Origin of the sequence: Candidatus Methylospira mobilis (assembly GCF_009498235.1) — a bacterium.
Classification (GTDB): Bacteria; Pseudomonadota; Gammaproteobacteria; order Methylococcales; family Methylococcaceae; genus Methylospira; species Methylospira mobilis.
In genome coordinates, this window is record NZ_CP044205.1 from 4,554,632 (window position 1) to 4,571,957 (window position 17,326).

At 55.9% G+C, this 17,326-nt stretch carries 17 protein-coding genes and 1 pseudogene; 4 read left to right on the forward strand and 14 right to left on the reverse strand.

Going from position 1 to position 17,326, the window contains the following annotated elements:
• Positions 1–34: 34 nt before the first annotated feature.
• From haoB to F6R98_RS20825, 5 genes and pseudogenes are all read right to left on the reverse strand, one after another.
• Positions 35–1,063 (reverse strand): hydroxylamine oxidation protein HaoB, encoded by a 1,029-nt coding sequence (gene haoB / locus F6R98_RS20805; protein WP_153250718.1) that lies wholly within the window; start codon positions 1,061–1,063, stop codon positions 35–37.
• Entirely contained in the window at positions 1,056–1,259 is a 204-nt protein-coding gene (locus tag F6R98_RS20810; RefSeq protein WP_153250719.1) for a tautomerase family protein, read from the reverse strand. The genes haoB and F6R98_RS20810 overlap by 8 nt, the downstream gene beginning before the upstream one ends.
• 21 nt (positions 1,260–1,280) lie before the next feature.
• Positions 1,281–2,885, reverse strand: coding sequence for a multiheme c-type cytochrome (locus F6R98_RS20815; protein WP_153250720.1), 1,605 nt, complete (start codon positions 2,883–2,885; stop codon positions 1,281–1,283).
• Between the two features lie 10 nt (positions 2,886–2,895).
• Positions 2,896–3,633: a sulfate transporter CysZ gene (cysZ, locus tag F6R98_RS20820; RefSeq protein WP_153250721.1), complete on the reverse strand. Its 738-nt coding sequence runs from the start codon at positions 3,631–3,633 to the stop codon at positions 2,896–2,898.
• A gap of 20 nt (positions 3,634–3,653) precedes the next feature.
• A pseudogene (locus F6R98_RS20825) lies at positions 3,654–5,757 on the reverse strand (carbon starvation CstA family protein).
• Between the two features lie 73 nt (positions 5,758–5,830).
• Between F6R98_RS20825 and F6R98_RS20830 the strand changes: the two are divergent.
• Complete coding sequence (locus F6R98_RS20830) at positions 5,831–6,025, forward strand: CstA-like transporter-associated (seleno)protein (RefSeq protein WP_228124998.1); 195 nt, start codon at positions 5,831–5,833, stop codon at positions 6,023–6,025.
• Here the strand turns inward: F6R98_RS20830 and F6R98_RS20835 are convergent.
• Complete coding sequence (locus F6R98_RS20835; protein WP_153250723.1) at positions 6,022–6,906, reverse strand: fructosamine kinase family protein; 885 nt, start codon at positions 6,904–6,906, stop codon at positions 6,022–6,024. The two genes, F6R98_RS20830 and F6R98_RS20835, sit on opposite strands and share 4 nt — an antisense overlap.
• A 184-nt stretch (positions 6,907–7,090) precedes the next feature.
• On the opposite strand from F6R98_RS20835, the gene F6R98_RS20840 reads away from it, so the two are divergent.
• Both F6R98_RS20840 and F6R98_RS20845 read left to right on the forward strand, forming a co-directional pair.
• Entirely contained in the window at positions 7,091–7,750 is a 660-nt protein-coding gene (locus F6R98_RS20840; protein WP_153250724.1) for a hypothetical protein, read from the forward strand.
• 413 nt (positions 7,751–8,163) lie between these two features.
• Positions 8,164–8,664, forward strand: coding sequence for a transcriptional repressor (locus F6R98_RS20845; RefSeq protein WP_153250725.1), 501 nt, complete (start codon positions 8,164–8,166; stop codon positions 8,662–8,664).
• Positions 8,665–8,834: 170 nt separating this feature from the next.
• Here F6R98_RS20845 and F6R98_RS20850 read toward each other — a convergent pair whose 3' ends face one another.
• The 3 genes from F6R98_RS20850 to F6R98_RS20860 all read right to left on the reverse strand — a co-directional run bounded on the left by F6R98_RS20850 (position 8,835) and on the right by F6R98_RS20860 (position 10,875).
• Positions 8,835–9,485 carry a glutathione S-transferase family protein gene (locus tag F6R98_RS20850; RefSeq protein ID WP_153251177.1) on the reverse strand — a complete coding sequence of 217 codons (651 nt, stop codon included), beginning with the start codon at positions 9,483–9,485 and terminating at the stop codon, positions 8,835–8,837.
• A gap of 132 nt (positions 9,486–9,617) precedes the next feature.
• Positions 9,618–9,959, reverse strand: coding sequence for a hypothetical protein (locus F6R98_RS20855; protein WP_153250726.1), 342 nt, complete (start codon positions 9,957–9,959; stop codon positions 9,618–9,620).
• Positions 9,960–10,065: 106 nt separating this feature from the next.
• On the reverse strand, positions 10,066–10,875 hold the full coding sequence (locus tag F6R98_RS20860; RefSeq protein WP_153250727.1) for an inositol monophosphatase family protein: 810 nt from the start codon (positions 10,873–10,875) through the stop codon (positions 10,066–10,068).
• A gap of 99 nt (positions 10,876–10,974) precedes the next feature.
• Between F6R98_RS20860 and F6R98_RS20865 the strand changes: the two genes are divergently transcribed.
• Positions 10,975–11,715, forward strand: coding sequence for an RNA methyltransferase (locus F6R98_RS20865; RefSeq protein ID WP_153250728.1), 741 nt, complete (start codon positions 10,975–10,977; stop codon positions 11,713–11,715).
• Between the two features lie 281 nt (positions 11,716–11,996).
• Here F6R98_RS20865 and F6R98_RS20870 read toward each other — a convergent pair whose 3' ends face one another.
• The 5 genes from F6R98_RS20870 to F6R98_RS20890 form a co-directional block, all read right to left on the reverse strand.
• Positions 11,997–12,779, reverse strand: coding sequence for an acetoacetate decarboxylase (locus F6R98_RS20870; RefSeq protein ID WP_153250729.1), 783 nt, complete (start codon positions 12,777–12,779; stop codon positions 11,997–11,999).
• Positions 12,780–12,801: 22 nt separating this feature from the next.
• Entirely contained in the window at positions 12,802–13,584 is a 783-nt protein-coding gene (locus F6R98_RS20875) for a 3-hydroxybutyrate dehydrogenase (protein ID WP_153250730.1), read from the reverse strand.
• Between the two features lie 221 nt (positions 13,585–13,805).
• Entirely contained in the window at positions 13,806–15,470 is a 1,665-nt protein-coding gene (locus F6R98_RS20880) for a copper resistance D family protein (RefSeq protein WP_153250731.1), read from the reverse strand.
• A 6-nt stretch (positions 15,471–15,476) separates the two neighbouring features.
• The gene (locus tag F6R98_RS20885) at positions 15,477–15,878 is read right to left on the reverse strand and encodes a copper resistance CopC family protein (RefSeq protein ID WP_228124999.1); all 402 of its coding nucleotides are present in this window, start codon (positions 15,876–15,878) and stop codon (positions 15,477–15,479) included.
• Between the two features lie 53 nt (positions 15,879–15,931).
• Entirely contained in the window at positions 15,932–17,326 is a 1,395-nt protein-coding gene (locus F6R98_RS20890) for an aspartate aminotransferase family protein (protein ID WP_153250732.1), read from the reverse strand.

A 17,326-nucleotide genomic window follows, 5' to 3' on the forward strand; every position in this document is an offset into this window, starting at 1 on the left:
AAAGAAATAGTTAAATGGGGCGGATGCAAGCGCGCTATCTGTTCCATCGAAAAACCGTCAGATAAGAAGCCTGGGGCGACTGGTACACCGTTTCCAGTTCTGCAAGCGGATTTTCCAGCGAGCCGGTAAAAGGCAGCAATTTCGCCAACAAGGTTTCCCCGGTTTCCGCATTTTCGATGCGCCAGGCGCGTATGCCGCTCCCCGGCGTGTTTTGAATCAGATAACTGCCGCTCCCTTTCTCCTGCGCCCAGCGTTTTACTTCGGCAATTTGCGCGTGGATATCGCCGGCGCGCGGGAACTGCGCGGCTTCGATAGCCGGCTTTTTTCCAGCAAGCCGTTCGATCTCGGCCAGCCGCGCCAGATCGTCCAGGCACACCAGAAAATAGACCGGCGTAGCGGCGGGCAGGGTTGCGGCCATTTCCGCCAACGCGTCGTGCGCGTTCATCGTCAGCCAGCGCGCCAGTTGGCGCAGACGCGTTTCGTCGCCGGCAAACGGCCCCGCCAGCTCCGCCCAAAGCTTCCGCTCGCTGCGAGCGGCAAAAGCCGTGGCGATGGGAGCGCCGGCCCAGGCAGCGCGCCCGGTAAACCAGTCGATGCGTTGCGCGTTGTCCCACCAGGTTAAAAACAATGCGTTTGCTTCGGCGTGACGGTTTAAAGCCTCCATGGCATTGGCCCATAACTCCCGGCGCGAAAACAGCGCGTCCGGCCCGGTTTCGACCGCTTCGGCGTTTAGGCCGGGATACAGAACCGCCCGCCGCCTCTCGCCGTCGGCAGCGCGGTAGCTTACGGCATCGAGCGGAAACGAAACCTCTTCGCCTTGCCGCAGCCGGTAATGGTCTATGCGTTCGGCCGAATAATGTCCGCCCAAGGCCGGAAAACCGGGCTCGCCCGCGATCTGTTCTCCGGTTTTTTCCGCCGTCAATGCAGACGGCAAGCGCTCGATAATGGCGAGACCCAGTATCCATGCGCCGGCAGTAAGGCAGATCAGGCCTATCAGCAAACGAACGGAAATACTTTTCCTGAAGCCGTGGCCGGCTCCAACAGAGGCGCTACGCTTATCCACCCCGCGATTTTTTCCATTCGTCCGTCAGCAGCCCGGCGTATCCCCAGTTTTCCTCGTCTATCTCCTGAATGACGACATGCGTATGCTCCGGATTCTTGCCAAGCACGCGCACCAGGGAATCGGTGACCTCCCTGACCAATTGAGCCTTCTGTTCTCTGCTTGCGCCCTTGGTGATTTGGATATTGACATATGGCATGTTGCTCGTTTCCAAAATCCGTTATGAGCGTTTATTGCGCGTCAGGATGAATGCGACGCCCGCGCCGATCAATACCAGCCCCAGCAGATATCTGCTGGTTAAAAACTCGACAAAGCCGTTTTTAGCCGGTTTAGGCAGATTTCTCGCATGTTCTTCGCGCAGCACGGTGTTTTCATTCATGATGAACGCATAATCCTTCATCAGTTCCGACCAGCCTTCGGTATAGGTAAAGCCGCCCGGATTGGCGTGAACCAGACCCTTATACAATTTCACCAGGTCATGCTCCCACATGTCGGCATGAACGCGCTCAACCGCGCTCGGGTTGTTGCCTTTGGCCCAGAACAGCTGGAAGAATCCGCCCGGCGCATCCTTTTCCGGCGCGGGCGGGACCGGACGATTGGTTTTTTGGCCGGTCAGCTGTCCGTCTTTATACAAATTTTCGACGACATGCCTGGCTTCCTGTTCCACTTTCAACCCGGCTATCGTGCCTTTGTCCGCAGCGGTTAAATACGCTTCGGCAAAACCGGGCGAATGGCAGTCGGCGCAGGTTTTCAGCCAGGCCTCCTTGCGTTCGCTGAACCACGGATGCTGCAGATTGTCGGCTATGGCCGGCGTCGGATTAAAACCCCAGCGCACCTTGCGCACCAGATTATGGGAAAACTCACCTTCGAATTCGAAGTGGCAATACTGGCAGGTCGGCGCGGTGTAGCCGCCCTTGGTCAATGCATCCTTGAGCGGCGCTTCGAAATTCCATTTCGCCTTGCCTTGCGTCTGGTAAACCGTGCCGTGTTTGGACAACATGAAGTTTTCGAATTCGTTGTGATCGACACCGTTGTGGCAGGTGGCGCAGGCTTCCGGCTGGCGCGCTTCGGCGGCGGAGAAGGTGTGGCGGGTGTGACAGCCGTCGCACTTGTTCTGCTGGTAATGGCACATGTCGCAGCCCTGTGCGATTTCACGTTCGGGCATGCCGGCCCAGATCGCGGTTTCCACGTTCGCTTTCCAGTCCATGGAGTGCGACGGATGCCCTTTCGGCCATTGGCCTTGCGGCCAGGTTTGCGCCTTTTCCGATTCCGCCTCGGCAAATTGTTCGACATGGCAGGTTCCGCAGGCCGCCCGGTCCGGCATGATCAGCTTTTTGGCATGATCGACGGATTTGGCGCCAACGCCGGAATGACAATCGATACAGCCGACCTGGGCGAGATTTTCGCTTTCGCGAAGCAGGCCGCGTTGGCGCAGATTTTTTTCAACATCTTCGAGCTTTTGCTTCTTGTAGAAGCGCGCGTCTTCGCTGCTCAGATTCCGTATATTGTCGAGATTGGCGTGGATGCTGTTTTTCCAGGCATGAAACGCGCCGGGTGTGAGGCTCTGATGGCATTCGACGCACTGTTCGGCGGTTTTCTCGCCCTGCACCGAAGAAGGCGGCTGGTAGAAATCTTTGGGATTCCAGTATTTCTGGATTGGGATCGGCGACCACAGCGGTCCGTATTTGCCCTTTCCGGGATGGTCCTTGTAGTAGGCCGCGCTTAAATCCTGAAAGTCAGGCTCGTTGGCCTGGGAGAGCGCGGGAAGCAGCAGTGTTTGAGCGATGACCAGTACAAACAGTTTGAGCGCGGCGTTGTAATTCATTTTGCATACCCTACACTGACTCATTTTTCCCAATCAGCAGCGTCGCCGCCACCACCGCCGCCGGCGGGACTATCACGCTGAAAACCGGGATAGTCAGGCCCGCCAATACCAGCCCGCCAAAGGACAGCCACTCGATACGCCGTTTTTTGAGCAGCGCGAGCTGTTCGTCGAAGGTGGCGTCGCGCGCTTCCAGCGCATAGCCGCTGTATTCGATCGCCAGACTCCACGCAAAAAACGCCAGCGCCAGCGGCGGGGCCAGCATGTTGACGCCGGGTATCAGCATTATCAGCAGCAGCGCCAGCCCCCACCCGGCGGAAAAACGCAAGCGCCTGAGTTCGGAAGCGATACTGATACCGATCTGCTTCAGCGCCGCGGGTTTGGTTTTTTGGCTGTCTTCAGCGGAAATACCCGCCAGTTTGGCAGCCGCTTCGGCCAGATGACCGTAAAAGGGCGAGCCGATCAGATTGGCAACCAGCGTGAATGTGAAAAAAGCGAATCCGAAAAACAGCATGGCGAACAGCGGCCACAGCAGCCAGCGCAGCCATTCGAGCCACGCCGGTATCAGACGATCCATCACCTCGGCAAAATAATGCAGCGACAGCCACAGACCGAGGCCGTAGAGCAGCAGGTTGATCAGCAGCGGCCAGATCACGAAGCGCCTCAGTTGCGGGTGAGGCAGCATGGCGATGCCGCGCAACAGGCACTGCACTACGCCGGGTATGACCGGTAATGTTGTTGTGTTGTTCATAGTTGCCACTCCGTTATGATTCAATCCTGCAGCCACGCTTCCGCCAAACGGCTGGGACTATGCGGCGTTTCCGTGGAAACAGGGTGGGATCTACCCATCCGCACGCAATAGCAGACGCGCGCGGTATCCACCGCCAGCACCCAGGAAATCAGCAAAAAAAACGCCGTCAGCGCTGCATCCAGATAATCGTTAAAAATCAGCCGCGGTGCGGCGGTAGCCTGATCCGCCGGCAATGCGCCCGCCGACAGTTTCGCCGATAAATCGGCGGCGTGCGCGAGAAAGCCGATACGGATTTCCGGGCTGAACAGCTTTTCATAAGCCGCCGTGGATGTGACCGCTATCAGCCATAGCAGCGGAATCAACGTCACCCAGATATAGCGGGCGCTCGGCGACTTCATCAAAATGGTAGTGGCCACGCACAGCGCTATCGCCGCCAGCATCTGATTGGCGATGCCGAACAGCGGCCACAGGCTGTTGATGCCGCCCAGCGGATCGATCGTTCCCATGTACAGAAAATAGCCCCAGCCGCCCACCACCAGCCCCGAAGTCAATAATACGCCGGGATACCAGCCGGTTCTACCCAGCGCAGGCACCCAGTTTCCGAGCATATCCTGCAGCATGAAACGAGCGACGCGCGTTCCGGCGTCCAGCGTGGTCAGGATGAACAGCGCCTCGAACATAATGGCGAAGTGATACCACAGCGACAGCAGTTTTTCGCCGAAGGCGCGCGCAAACAGCGTGGCCATGCCCACCGCCAGCGACGGCGCGCCGCCGGTGCGCGCGAACAGCGAGGATTCGCCCATTTCACGCGCCAGGTCCTGCATCTGCACCAGCGTGACCGGGAAGCCCCAGCCGCTGATGCGCGCGACCGCATCGGCGGCTTCCTTTCCGACGATACCGGCGGGGCTGTTGATCGCGAAATACACGCCCGGTTCCAGCACCGTCGCGGCCACCATCGCCATGATCGCGACGAAGGATTCCATCAGCATCGCGCCGTAGCCGATCAGCCGCGCGTCGGCTTCGTTGGCCAGCAGCTTGGGCGTGGTGCCGGAGGAAATCAGCGCGTGAAAACCGCTGATCGCGCCGCAGGCGATGGTAATGAACACGAACGGAAACAGCTTGCCGCCGAAAATCGGGCCGCTGCCGTCGATGAAGCGCGTCAAAGCCGGCATCTTGACTTCCGGGTGCAGCACGATGATGGCGACCGCCAGCGCGCTGATGGTGCCGAGCTTCATGAACGTCGACAAATAATCGCGCGGGGCCAGCAGCAGCCAGACCGGCAGAACCGCCGCCAGAAAACCATAGGCGATGATCATCAGCGCCAGATCGGGACCGTCGAAATCGAACCAGCCGCGTAATGCCGGGTTATGGTCTATCCAGCCCCCGGCGGCAACCGAGCGAGCCGATCAGCAGGCCCACGCCCAACAGAGTGGACTCCATCACGCGTCCGGGGCGCAGATTGCGCATGTACAATCCGACGATCACCGCGATCGGTATCGTCGCCGCCACGGTGGAAGTCGCCCAGGGACTATGCTTCATCGCGTTGGTCACCACCAGCCCCAGCACCGCGATCAGTATGATCATGATCATCATCACGCCCACCAGCGCCGCCGTGCCGCCGATCGGCCCCAGCTCGTCGCGCGCCATTTGCCCCAGCGAGCGCGCATCGCGGCGCAGCGAGAAAAACAGGATCACGAAATCCTGCACGCAGCCGCCCAGCACCGCGCCCGCCAGTATCCACAGCGTACCCGGCAGATAACCGAACTGCGCGGCCAGCGTCGGCCCGATCAGCGGCCCAGGACCTGCGATAGCCGCGAAGTGATGCCCGAAAACCACCCAGCGATTGGTTGGAACAAAATCCCGCCCGTCATCAAGACGTTCCGCCGGGGTGGCGCGGCCGGCGTCGAGCATCAACACCCGCGCGGCGATAAAGGCGCTGTAAAAACGATAGCCCAGCGCGTATACGCAGATCGCAGCGATAACAAACCACAGACTGTTCAGCGTTTCTCCCCGGCTCCAGGCGATAACGCCAAGCGCCGCGGTTCCAAGAACAACCAGCGTCAGCCAGCCCAGAGTTTCGAGTAGCGGAGGATAAGTAAGCCGGTTGGCGTGCGATTTCTGCATGATGGTTCAGGTTGCCGGAAGGAGGAAAGTCAAATCGTCAATGAGGTATACTGAATTATTATCAGGAGGTGATGTGTTCTTGTTTATCTCTGTTCATCTGTCCTGCGTCAGGCGGTTTATGCGCGCACTGTGCGGCGAAGATCAATACGAGCGCTATCTCGATCACTGGCATCGTCATCACAGCGGCGCGGGCGCGCCGCTCAGCCGTAAAGCCTTCTTTCGCGAACAGACCGAACGCAAATGGAACGGCGTCAAGCGCTGCTGCTAGCCCGCTTCCGCCAGCAGACGCTCGATCATTCCCAGCGCCTGGCCCTGGTAGCCGCCGCCGAACAGGTTCAGGTGATTGAGTATGTGATAAACATTGTAAAGTGTTTTGCGCACCGGATATCCGGCATCGAGCGCTAATGTTTCACGATACGCCGCATAAAAATCCTGGCCGAAGCCGCCGAACAATTCCGTCATCGCCACATCCGCTTCACGGTCGCCGAAATAACAGGCCGGATCGTATATCAGCCCCTCATTGCGCGAGTTGCTGGCGGCATTGCCGCCCCATAAGTCGCCATGCAGCAATGAAGCGTGCGGGCGGTAATTCTTGAAAAAAGCAGGCAGCAACTCCATCAAGCGTTCGCCTTGCTGCTGCAAGCGCCCTCCATAGCCGTTGCGCGCGGCAAGATCGAGCTGAAAACCCAGACGGTTGGCGCGCCAGAAAGCGACCCAATCCAGCCGGTCCGGGCAAGGCGCATTCGGTTGCGGATTGGTTCCTATCCAATTATCGTCGCGCCAGCCGAAACAGGGTTGAACGATTGCGTGCATTTCCGCCAGCTTTTGTCCCAGATTCCGTGCTGAACCGCCTCCCAGCGCGTTCATGTCCAGCCACTCCAGCACCAATACCGCCTGATTGCCAATGATACCGCAGCAAAGCGGATTCGGCACATTTACGGTATGTGTTGCCTGAATCGCCTGAAGACCAGCGATTTCCGCTTCGAGTATCCCCAGACAGCGGGCAGGCAGACATTTAACGAAGTAATCCCGCTCCCGGCCTTTCGCGCGATAGCTTTCGCCTATACAGCCGCCGCTTACCGGTACTTTTTCCGTTAGATGAAAAGCTTGTCCGGAAGCATCGGCAATCAATTTTTCAAGCGCGCGCAAGCAAACCCCCTGTTATTTTTCGTAAATTTCGATGAAATATACGCCATGCGCGTCGATAGCTGTTGGCAAGTATACAGAACTGCCAGTAAACTCTGAGTGGGCGTACGGATAGGAGTTCAACAATAGCTGTTCCTTCTCTCCGCCGTTATTTTCGCGCATCCGAATCTCTTATCACGAGGAACTCATGGACTACTCCAGCTTTACCCGATTGAAATACGGCATTGCCGGTATTATTGCAAGCACTGCGCTGTTCGGCTGTGCCGATAAAACCACCAAGCCGGAAACGCCGCCCGTTGCCGCAGCTCCGGCTGCAGAAGCGCCAAAACCGCCCGTTGCCGCTAAAAAGCCGGACGCCATCGAAGGCGAACTGATAGTGCTGAAAGCAACGGTTAAAGCCATCAACAAGAAGAAGCGCATTGTTACGCTGCTGGATGAAAACGGCAAGCAGTTCCAGGTAACCTGCGGTCCGGAAATCGAAAACTTTTCGCAGATACGTATCGGCGACAAGGTAACGACCCAGTTCCTCGAAAGCGTCGAAATCGAAGTGACCGCCAGTAAGACCGCACCGCATGCCGACCAATCGGAAACAGTCGAGCGCGCGCCCAAAGGCAACAAACCGGAGCTGCTCGTAGTCGATAAAGTGGAAGTTTACGCTACGGTGCAGAGCATAGACTACAATACCCGGCAAGTGACCCTGCTCGGGCCGGAAGGCAAGGTGCTTAAAGTCAAGGCCGGCCCGAACGTAGAGCGGTTTAACGAAATCAAGGTGAACGATACGGTTATCGCCCGCTTGACAGAAGCTGTGGATGTCAAAGTCGAAGCGCCGGCAAAGGCGAGTAAATAGAGCCGCGCTCGCGCCCCCCTGGATTAATATTCTTTTTCTCCCTGTGTTCTTGTATCGAAGACGCAGGGACTCTCGCCTCCTTAAGTTCAAGTAATGATTAAGTCTCCCCTGTATTCGGGGCCGAGGAACTGTCTTAAACAAGTGAACCCGCAGGTTACGCTATGCATATATCGTAGACAGGCTTATTAAAGGCACCGGCAGCGTACCGTACCCTACGGATTATAGATGTAAGACAAGAGCGTAAAACTTAATCGGAAACATTCTTTCTGTTTCGTATAGCTTTGGCTATGCCGCTCAAATCACGCTGCGTGCCTCAATAACAGAGAGCGTCAGTTTCTAAGCAATACCTTTGATATGATGCGCCTATGACCACGGCATTAATAATGCCCCAAAGAATTCGCAATAGCCGCCACATGACAACCTCGAAAATTTCACCCCATAACCATAAGCGCTGCATAGACAGCGCAATGAGCAATGCCGAACAGTTATGCGCGCAAAGAGGTTTGAGGCTTACGCCGATACGTCGCAAGGTCTTCGAGTTGATTTGGGAAAGTCATCAGGCGGTGAAAGCCTATGACTTGCTGGAGCGTATCCGTCCGTTTGAAATGTCCGCCAAACCACCCACCGTATACCGTGCGCTGGAATTTCTGCTGGATTTGGGGGTTATCCATCGCGTTGAAAGCCTCAATGCCTTCATAGGCTGCATCGATTCGGGACGCACCCACGAACAGCTTTTACTGATTTGTACGGAATGTCAACAAGTGACCGAATGCTCCGCGCCGGAAGTCATGGGCGCACTCGCTGCCGAAATCCGCATGCAGGGTTTTAGCGCGCGCCAGAAAAGCATCGAGATTCACGGTACCTGCAGGACTTGCGCGCAAAACGCCGATACTAAAGACACCCTGCCGTCATAGACATCTTGCTCTCACCAAGGCGCGCAGGCGAGCGCGTGAGCGCTAGCCTTCAGATGGAAGCTCTTTTGAAACCGCTTTGTAGGCAAGGACTTTAGCCCGCGATCGCCCTTTTGTCGCGGGCTAAAGCCCGCTCCTACGAAATAGGCAACGCGAGCGGAATAGCTACCGTACTATTTATTGGCCATGAACTCGGCCATCGCATTGGCGCGATCTGCGGCGACAGCCTGCACATGCAGGCGCTTTCCGATCATGCTCATATAATCCGCGGTAGCCGGCAAATATTTGGCTATGAAATCCTCGCCATACATTTTTTGCGTCGTCATCGAAATCAGGCCGAAATGTATCCAGGCGACACTATCAGCAGCGGTGTAGACGTTTCCTCCGATATATGGTGAAAATTTCGCCAGTTTGGACAATCCCTTCAAACTGAGCTCCAACCTCTCCCTGACTTCGGTCCTGGTTTCATCCGATGCGGTGCCGCCGAAAAAGGCCGCCTTGTATAAACGGCGCGCGATCAACTCGACATTCAGTTCAACATGCTGTATCAATTCGCGGCATTTCGCGCGTTGGAACGCATCACGCGGATAAAGCGGAAGCTCCGTATAACTATCTTCGAGGTATTCGAGAATAGCCTGCGATTCCGATAAACAGCCGTGTTCGGTCTCTATAAAAGGGACCTTCCCCAAAGGCGAACGCGCCAGCAGAGCTTCGTCCTGTGACGGATATACCAGCTCCTCGCTGAATGCTATCTGTTTTTCCAGCAACACCAGTTTGATCTTGTTGTAATAGTTGCTTAAGCCAAAACCGCATAACTTAATCATCATCATCTCCTGAATATCCATCCAAACCGGTCATGACCGGACAGTAAGCGATAATATCCGAATCGTTGCCGTTCAACCATAAAAAAAGCCCCGGCGCCATGGCGTCCGGGGCTTTTTAACGAGTAGCGGGGATCAGTTGGGCACAACCACAAAATAGCCCAGAATCAGATAGCACACGACAGCAAGCGCAGCGTGGGCAAACACGATACCTTTCGGCGCTACGCCGGTTTTATGCTTGCGTATCGAAAGCACCAAACCCAGAGCGATAATAACGACCGCCAGGCCGATATTGATAAACACGCGAGTATCCCCTTGCAGCGCGTCCAGAATGACCAGCGCTGAGCCGATCACCGCCAGTATGGCATGAGCGACAGCGAACTGACGATCCGATGGACGTCCCTTAAAGTGGTCGACGGCCAAAAACAGGCCCATAATTGCAACCAGGGTAAAAACTAACAGTGCAAACAATAACATTATTAACTCCAAAGGAACTATTATTAAACAATATTTTACAAATGTGCCTTAAAAGAGTAATGTTTTTTAAAACAACAAACAATGGGACAATTTGTCGCACCGGTGTCTAACCGTTGAATCGCAACGAATCCGTTACATGCGGCGCTATCGTCTCATACATCAGCGCATGCAGTTTCGGGTTTGCGCCCAGAATATTTCCTGTTTCAAAGAGTTTGTCGCCTTCCTCAAAATCGGTAACGATACCGCCAGCTTCCTGTATCAACAGGATCCCGGCAGCAATATCCCAGGGCATCAAGCCGATTTCCCAGAAGCCATCAAGCCGTCCGCAGGCGACGTATGCCAGATCCAGGGCGGCGGAACCGGCGCGGCGAACGCCGGCGGCGTCTTTCATCAAATCACGGAACATGCCAAAGTAGGCATCGTTATTGCTTTGTTCCTTGAATGGAAATCCCGTTCCCAGCAAAGCGCCTTCGAAAACCAATTGTTTGGTCACGCGTAAACGGCGATTATCCAGCATCGCGCCGCCGCCGCGCTTGGCGGTAAACAATTCCTGGCGTAATGGGTCGTAAATGACGCCGCACTCGATCCTGTCCCGGTGTAGCAGCGCTATGGAAACGCAAAATGCGGGAAATCCGTGCAGGAAATTTGTTGTGCCGTCAAGCGGGTCGATCACCCAGGTATATTCACTCTTGCCAAAGCCCTGACGGCCACCTTCTTCTCCGAGAAAACCGTGTTGCGGATAAGCTTTATGCAATATGTTGACTATTTCCTGTTCGGCCTGTTTATCGACTTCGCTGACAAAATCGTTACGGCTCTTGGCCGTTATGTGGAGCGTATCCACGCGATCCAGATAACGCATAATTAAGTCGCCTGCTGCGCGCGCCGCTCGCACCGCCATGTTAAGCATTGGATCCATTATCAACACCTGTTGCTAGTGATTAAACTGAAGTCGGCCTAGATTAGCAAATTTCTGCTAATATCGTCGCTTTTTTACGCGATCAAAGAGAGAAGCTTCTTGCTGGGAAACATTCGTATCGTCATGGTGGCGACCAGTCACCCTGGAAATATCGGCGCAGCGGCGCGGGCAATGAAAAACATGGGATTGCACGATCTCGCTCTGGTTACGCCGAAGCTGTTTCCCCATGAAGAAGCCGACGCGCGCGCGGCGGGCGCTGACGACATCCTGAAAGCCGCAAGGGTTTTCAACACTCTGGACGATGCCATTCAGGACAGGCATCGCGTCATCGGGGCCAGTGCTCGCCTGCGTACCATACGCTGGCCGCAATTGACCCCGCGCGAATGTGCTGCTTCGATCGCGGAAGGGGGAAGCGCTCTTAAAAGCGCCATCGTATTCGGGAGAGAACACGCCGGTCTTACCAATGAAGAACTGGAACGCTGCCATTATCTGCTAAACATACCCTGTAATCCGGATTTCAGCTCCTTGAATGTCGCCGCTGCGCTGCAGGTTGTCAGTTATGAGCTGTTTCAGACCAGCCTGGGCGCGCCGCTTCAAACATTGGAAAGCGACATCGAACCTGCAACCGGCGAGGAAATGGAATCCTTCCACGGCCATTTGATTCAAACCCTGTTCGACATCGGTTTTTTACATGAACGTAAAACTTCGCCGGCTCTCACCCGGCGCTTACGGCGCATTTTCAATCGCGCCGCGCTGGAAAAAACCGATATAAATATCCTGCGCGGCATATTGACGGCGGTGCAGATCAGAACACGTATGGGGAAGCCGCCAACGCCGTAACGGCGATGGGTTTACGCTGCCCCTGTGATACCCGGGACGCGAATGAATTGCTGTTGTAAAAAAACCATGGGCCAGTTGCAAGCCAGCTTATTCAAACTATCAAATCTCATATAAATATCCGATTATTATCCGACCGCAAAATGCAGCTTCAAGCCCGTATCCTCAAGCCCGACAAGATGCGGAGGGAAAAGCACCAATGATTCCAACAGCTCAAAGGCTTTAATCAACTGGATAGTTACGAACTAAATTTAGTCATGACGTGCTTAAAAGCCAGTACAACACTAAGCCAAGGTGCCGCTACTGCGGTTTCGGGCAAGATAGTCATAAAGCACGCTGCCATAAGGTAGCGTCAGGTCGGCAATATAATGAGTACCGTTGATCACTTTCCTTACCGGTAGATCCGCAACCGGCGCGTTGACGTGCGGCACCAAATGCAGTCGTGCCGGACCGCGCCAAGCGCCTTTGATTTCGATGCTGAAAAGCTTATAAACAACCAGCTGTGCGATCGCCAGCGTTCCGTCGACATCGGGAACCAGCTTAAGATTGACCTGTGACTTGCTCAACTTTTCAGCTATCGCAACGGCATCCCTGCCGCCAGGTTCGATCAGGTTTTCATGCTTGTAGCCCATGGTGCCGAGCGCGACCCGTTGACCGGCATAATCGAGCGTGCCGGTCAGCGTATCACCGGCCACATGCAATGCCGGGTTGGCGTATTTTTTCGGAAAGCCCCAAATCTCGCGTCCCCCGGCCAGCGGCGGATCGCAATCGAGATACATCTGCGCTGTGAAGTTGACGGCTTCGCCGCGATAGGCGCAGGGTATGACCACGCCCGATTCGGTGTAATCGCCGAAGCCGGAACTGTCCGGCATGCGGATGAATTCGTAGCATACGGTGTTGCTGCCATCGGGCTCCAGCGGTTCCGGCACCGCTTCGCGGATAGCTTCCGGATCGGATTCGTAAGTGATGATCAAATATTCCCGGTTGACGAATCGATACGGGCCGTGTGGATAGCTGGGGCTTGCAATCGGCATCGAAGGTTGTTTCAGGATTTCCGCTATTTTCATGACTGCTTGCGTCCTTTGTTGGTTAATGCGCCGTCCAGCCGCCATCAACGGGTACCGCCGCGCCGGTTATCTGCGCGGCTGAATCGCTGCACAGGAATACAGCCAATGCGGCGATCTGTTCGACGGTGACGAATTGCCTGGTCGGCTGCGCGGCTAACAACACGTCGCGGATAACCTGTTCTTCGGTCATGTTGCGCGCTTTGGCGGTGTCCTTGATCTGCCCTTCCACCAGCGGCGTCAACACATAACCCGGACAAATCGCGTTGCTGGTGATGCCGGACTCGGCAAGTTCCAGCGCGACGGTTTTCGTCAAGCCCAGCAATCCATGCTTGGCCACTACATAGGCTGATTTGAACGGCGAAGCTATCAGCGAGTGCGCGGAACCGATATTGATGATCCGCCCCCAGCGATTGGCTTTCATCCACGGCACAGCGGTGCGGATCGTATGAAACGCGGACGACAGATTGATTGCGAGTATGGCGTCCCATTTATCGATAGGAAACGCCTCTATCGGCGCAACTTTCTGAATACCCGCGTTGTTGACAATAATATCCACGCTGCCGAAGCGCTGTTTGGCTTCTTCCAGCATCGCGGCGATCTGTTCGGGCCGGCTCATGTCCGCGCCGTTATATATCACACGCGCGCCGGTCGAGGACGCTAGTCCAGCGCGGGTTTTTTCGATTTCATCCGCATCGCCCAGCCCATTTATCACGATGTCTGCTCCAGCTTCAGCCAGTCCTTGCGCAATCCCCAAACCGATGCCGCTGGTGGAGCCGGTTATTAAGGCCACTTTATTTTTTAGCACGTCGTAGTCTCCGTTACCTGTCTGTAGATTGCGTTTCAAGGCGAGAGCGCATCTCTATCCTAGCCGATGATACCGCGGTTTAGATGAAAAGCTCATCCAACCCGCATTGCCGTAGCATGCTCCGCAGGTTCCCCCGCCTTCGCCCCGGTGGGAGAGGCGGGTTGGCGTTCGCTACGCGATTTGCATGCTAACAGCATTGCGGACAGGAAAGGAAGCTCCGCTTAATATAACGGCTCTCGATAGAACATCAGAAAACAGCCTATCAGCAGCATGGCGGCCATCGCGATAAAACCGGCGATACGTCCTTCCAGAGTCGAGGCCTGCGAAGGCTGGGTATCGGCGGAAACGCCGGCAAGTCGAAGTTCGAGCCAGCGACCGCTGGCCATGATGACCGCCAGCAGTCCCATGCTGGTATGGGTGGACTGTATCAGAAATTCGCTTTTCAGCTCGAACTGCGCGTGCGCATGCGTCAGCAACAGGATGCCGCCGAATGCGCACAGCAGCGGGAAAATGTACTGCAGTTTGCGCGTATGATCGCTGGTGCGCGCCTGCATTTCTATGCTTCCGAGCACAAACAACAGTATGGTTGCGATTCGGTGCTGAAATACTTCGCCGTTACCGAAGGTGCTTTCCCAAAAGCCGATCGGACCCAATGGCCAGGTTTCGGCGTCGCTGCGGAAAAACAGGAAAATGCCCAGACCGATGAAGCCGACCGGCCAGTAATTTGCCCAGCTGAAACGGCGCACATAGGACAGCATTGCAGTCAGGCTCATTACTGTCAGGAAGATGCCGGCAATATTGTGGTTGTAATCCGACCATTCGGCGCCCGCGACCGAAGGCACCTTGTTGACGACCGCGACGCGGCCCGGCTCCGCCGCCATCAAAGCCTCATGCGACGGCGAGTGTATCTTGGGCAGGCGCGGCATGAACATCTGCACCACTTCCTCGACCGTGGCGGTGCGATCGGGGATATCGATGGACGGTGGCTGCGAAGAAAGCGTCGCGGCGATAAATAATATGCCGACCAGTATGAAAGTTTCCGCCTCTATGTAATAAGGAACGCGCGTATTGAGGCTATCGTTGCGCGCATTTTCCCGCCAGCGTCTGCCGGCGCGGTTATTCAGCCAGGCGAAACCCAGCGCGACGACAAGCAGACTCGCCTTGGTTACCACCAGGCCGCCGTATCCCGTTCCGAATAAACCGTTCCAGCTGCCGATATAGGTCCAGGCCAGCGGCAGCCCGGTTATCAGCAGCAATATTACGGAAAAGATGCCCAGATTGGCAAAGCGGCTGATTGCCAGCGGCCATAGGCCTCTCGCTCCGGCATCCTGGCGGCTGGTGCGCCATAATATGAGGAGCTGCGCCACGCAACCGAACCATATCGCCGCCGCCAGCTGGTGTGCGACTGTAATTATCATCAGCATTTCACGGTCTTCGAAACGTCCGACCGCATGCACCAGCCAGGCGCCGCTGATTACCAGCGGCAGGGCCAGCCATCCCGTAACGCGCCACAATGACTGCGAAGCGGGGGCCGTCTGCAACTGTTTGCCTGCCTGCAGCAGCGCCAGCGCCAACACGAAACGCAGCAGTCCGGCTTTGAACTGCACTGTATTGGCATAAGCCAGCCATGGCAGCTCGCCCAGGGTGGACCACAGCACCAGGCCTTTGATCAGCAGCTTGATGCCGACGGTGATCGCCAGCGATTTCGAACCGAAATTAAGCAGACGAACGCTGCTGAGCACCACGCTGTCGGAAGCGCTGCCGGGAGAAAACACGCGAAGAATAAAAAAACTCCATAGCACGCTGCCGACCACCAGCGCGTAGCTGATGAGCATCAAACCGCCCAGGAAGTCGTCGATAAAATTGGCAAGGCCCTGCATGTACATGGCGTGCTACCGTTTTGGCGCTACGTGGAAACGAAGGACATCTTCAGTCAAATGGCCGTCGGCCGCGAAGACCTTGTATTTGATTGCATAATCGCCTTCGGCCAGCGCCGGCAGGTGTATCAGCATCTCGCCCGGTTTCTTGCCGTTATTGATCTCAACCGGCTGATAAACATCGCCGGCGCTGACCAGGTATACGCGGGATAAGGCCAGTTCGATTCCGGAGTTGAAATACAGTATGACTTCAGTCGCCTTGCCGACCGGTATCGGCGTGGTGCGCAACGATGACTCGGTGACGACGGCATGCGCCTGAGCCTGTTCCGGCAGCGCGGCGGCCAAAGTTAAAACCGCGCATAAAGCGGCCGAGCTGAATGCCCGGGTCATTATCATCGGTAGTCGCATTGAGTTCATTGCTTTTTCCTCGTCATTGCTGTTTGCAGCCATGTGGCTTGATTTATTATTAATCAGTTGGAGCCCGCTTTTGCCTTAAGCGCATGGCCGGCGAGATTTTTACCCAGCTCCCAAATGGCCCCGCCGACTTTCTGCGTATCGCCGATCACAGTATCCATCGCGCTCAAAATCCAGTCTTTATCCTTATCGTTGACAACCAGGGGAGGCAGGAACTTGACGACGTTCATGCCATGTCCGGCAACCTGACTGAGTATCCGGTGATTTTTAAACAGCGGAATAGTAACGGTTTGGCTGAATAATCCCTTGTTGGCCGCTTCCAGAGTCAGCCAGGCCGGTTTACGCAACAGGCTGTCCGGCGCGCCGAATTCCACGGCGATCATCAACCCCTTACCGCGGACTTCCTTCAGAAAGTCGTACCTGGGTATCAGCGCCTGCAAGTCGTTAATGATTTCCGTTCCGATTCTGGCGGCATTCTCGACCAGCTTTTCTTCTTCAATGACGTTGATGGTCGCCAGTCCGGCCGCCATCGCCATGTTGTTCTTGGAGAATGTGGAACCGTGAACCACGGCTCTGTCCATGCGGTTGAACACCGCGTCCATGATATGCTGCGTCATCGCCACCGCGCCGACCGGTATGAACCCGCCCGACAGCGCCTTGGCCATCAGTATCATGTCAGGCTCCAGGTTCCAGTGCTCTATGGCCCAGAATTTTCCGGTACGGCCGATGCCGGTCTGTATTTCATCGGCTACGAACAGCGTCCCGTATTTTTTGCATAAACGCGCCGCTTCCTGCCAATAGTTGTCGTCAGGAAGGTTGACGCCCTTGCCTTGAATGGGCTCAAAGATAAATGCGGCCACATCGCGCCCGCTCAACGCCTGTTCCAGCGCGGCCAGATCGTTGAACGGCACGGAGGCGCAAGCCGGAAGCAACGGCCCGAAGCCTTCCTTGAACACTTCTTCGCCGTTCAGCGACAACGCGCCCAGCGTCAGGCCGTGAAAAGCATGATCGCAGTAGATGATTTTTTCCCGGCGCGTGCTAAAGCGGCTGAATTTGATCGCCGCTTCGACTGCTTCGGCGCCGGAGTTGCAATAAAACATGCGCGTCAGTGCGGGTGGACACAGGCTCAGGATTTTCTCGGACAGCAGGCCGCTCAGCAGAGAAACATCCATTTGCACCATGTCGGGCAAACCGGCGTCAAGCACATCCTTTAACGCCTGCACGACCACAGGATGGTTGCGCCCCAGCGCGAACACGCCGAATCCGCTCAACAGGTCGAGATATTCGTTATTCTGCTCGTCGTACAGGTACGGCCCGTTTGCGCGCGTGTAAACGCGGTCGTAGCCTATGGTTTTCAGCACTTTAACCATCTGGGTATTGAGATGTTTGTCGTGCAGATCGAAGTTTTCACCTGCTCGATCCTTGATGATTTGTGCGATGGATAGTGTCAT

Excerpts from the sequence above, each read along its gene's own strand:
- F6R98_RS20810 (WP_153250719.1), bottom strand. The coding sequence starts at position 1,259 with ATGCCATATGTCAATATCCAAATCACCAAGGGCGCAAGCAGAGAACAG.
- F6R98_RS20815 (WP_153250720.1), bottom strand. The coding sequence starts at position 2,885 with ATGAATTACAACGCCGCGCTCAAACTGTTTGTACTGGTCATCGCTCAA.
- cysZ (WP_153250721.1), bottom strand. The coding sequence starts at position 3,633 with ATGAACAACACAACAACATTACCGGTCATACCCGGCGTAGTGCAGTGC.
- F6R98_RS20840 (WP_153250724.1), top strand. The coding sequence starts at position 7,091 with ATGGACTACTCCAGCTTTACCCGATTGAAATACGGCATTGCCGGTATT.
- F6R98_RS20845 (WP_153250725.1), top strand. The coding sequence starts at position 8,164 with ATGACAACCTCGAAAATTTCACCCCATAACCATAAGCGCTGCATAGAC.
- F6R98_RS20850 (WP_153251177.1), bottom strand. The coding sequence starts at position 9,485 with ATGATTAAGTTATGCGGTTTTGGCTTAAGCAACTATTACAACAAGATC.
- F6R98_RS20855 (WP_153250726.1), bottom strand. The coding sequence starts at position 9,959 with ATGTTATTGTTTGCACTGTTAGTTTTTACCCTGGTTGCAATTATGGGC.
- F6R98_RS20860 (WP_153250727.1), bottom strand. The coding sequence starts at position 10,875 with ATGGATCCAATGCTTAACATGGCGGTGCGAGCGGCGCGCGCAGCAGGC.
- F6R98_RS20870 (WP_153250729.1), bottom strand. The coding sequence starts at position 12,779 with ATGAAAATAGCGGAAATCCTGAAACAACCTTCGATGCCGATTGCAAGC.
- F6R98_RS20880 (WP_153250731.1), bottom strand. The coding sequence starts at position 15,470 with ATGTACATGCAGGGCCTTGCCAATTTTATCGACGACTTCCTGGGCGGT.
- F6R98_RS20885 (WP_228124999.1), bottom strand. The coding sequence starts at position 15,878 with ATGAACTCAATGCGACTACCGATGATAATGACCCGGGCATTCAGCTCG.
- F6R98_RS20890 (WP_153250732.1), bottom strand. The coding sequence starts at position 17,326 with ATGACACTATCCATCGCACAAATCATCAAGGATCGAGCAGGTGAAAAC.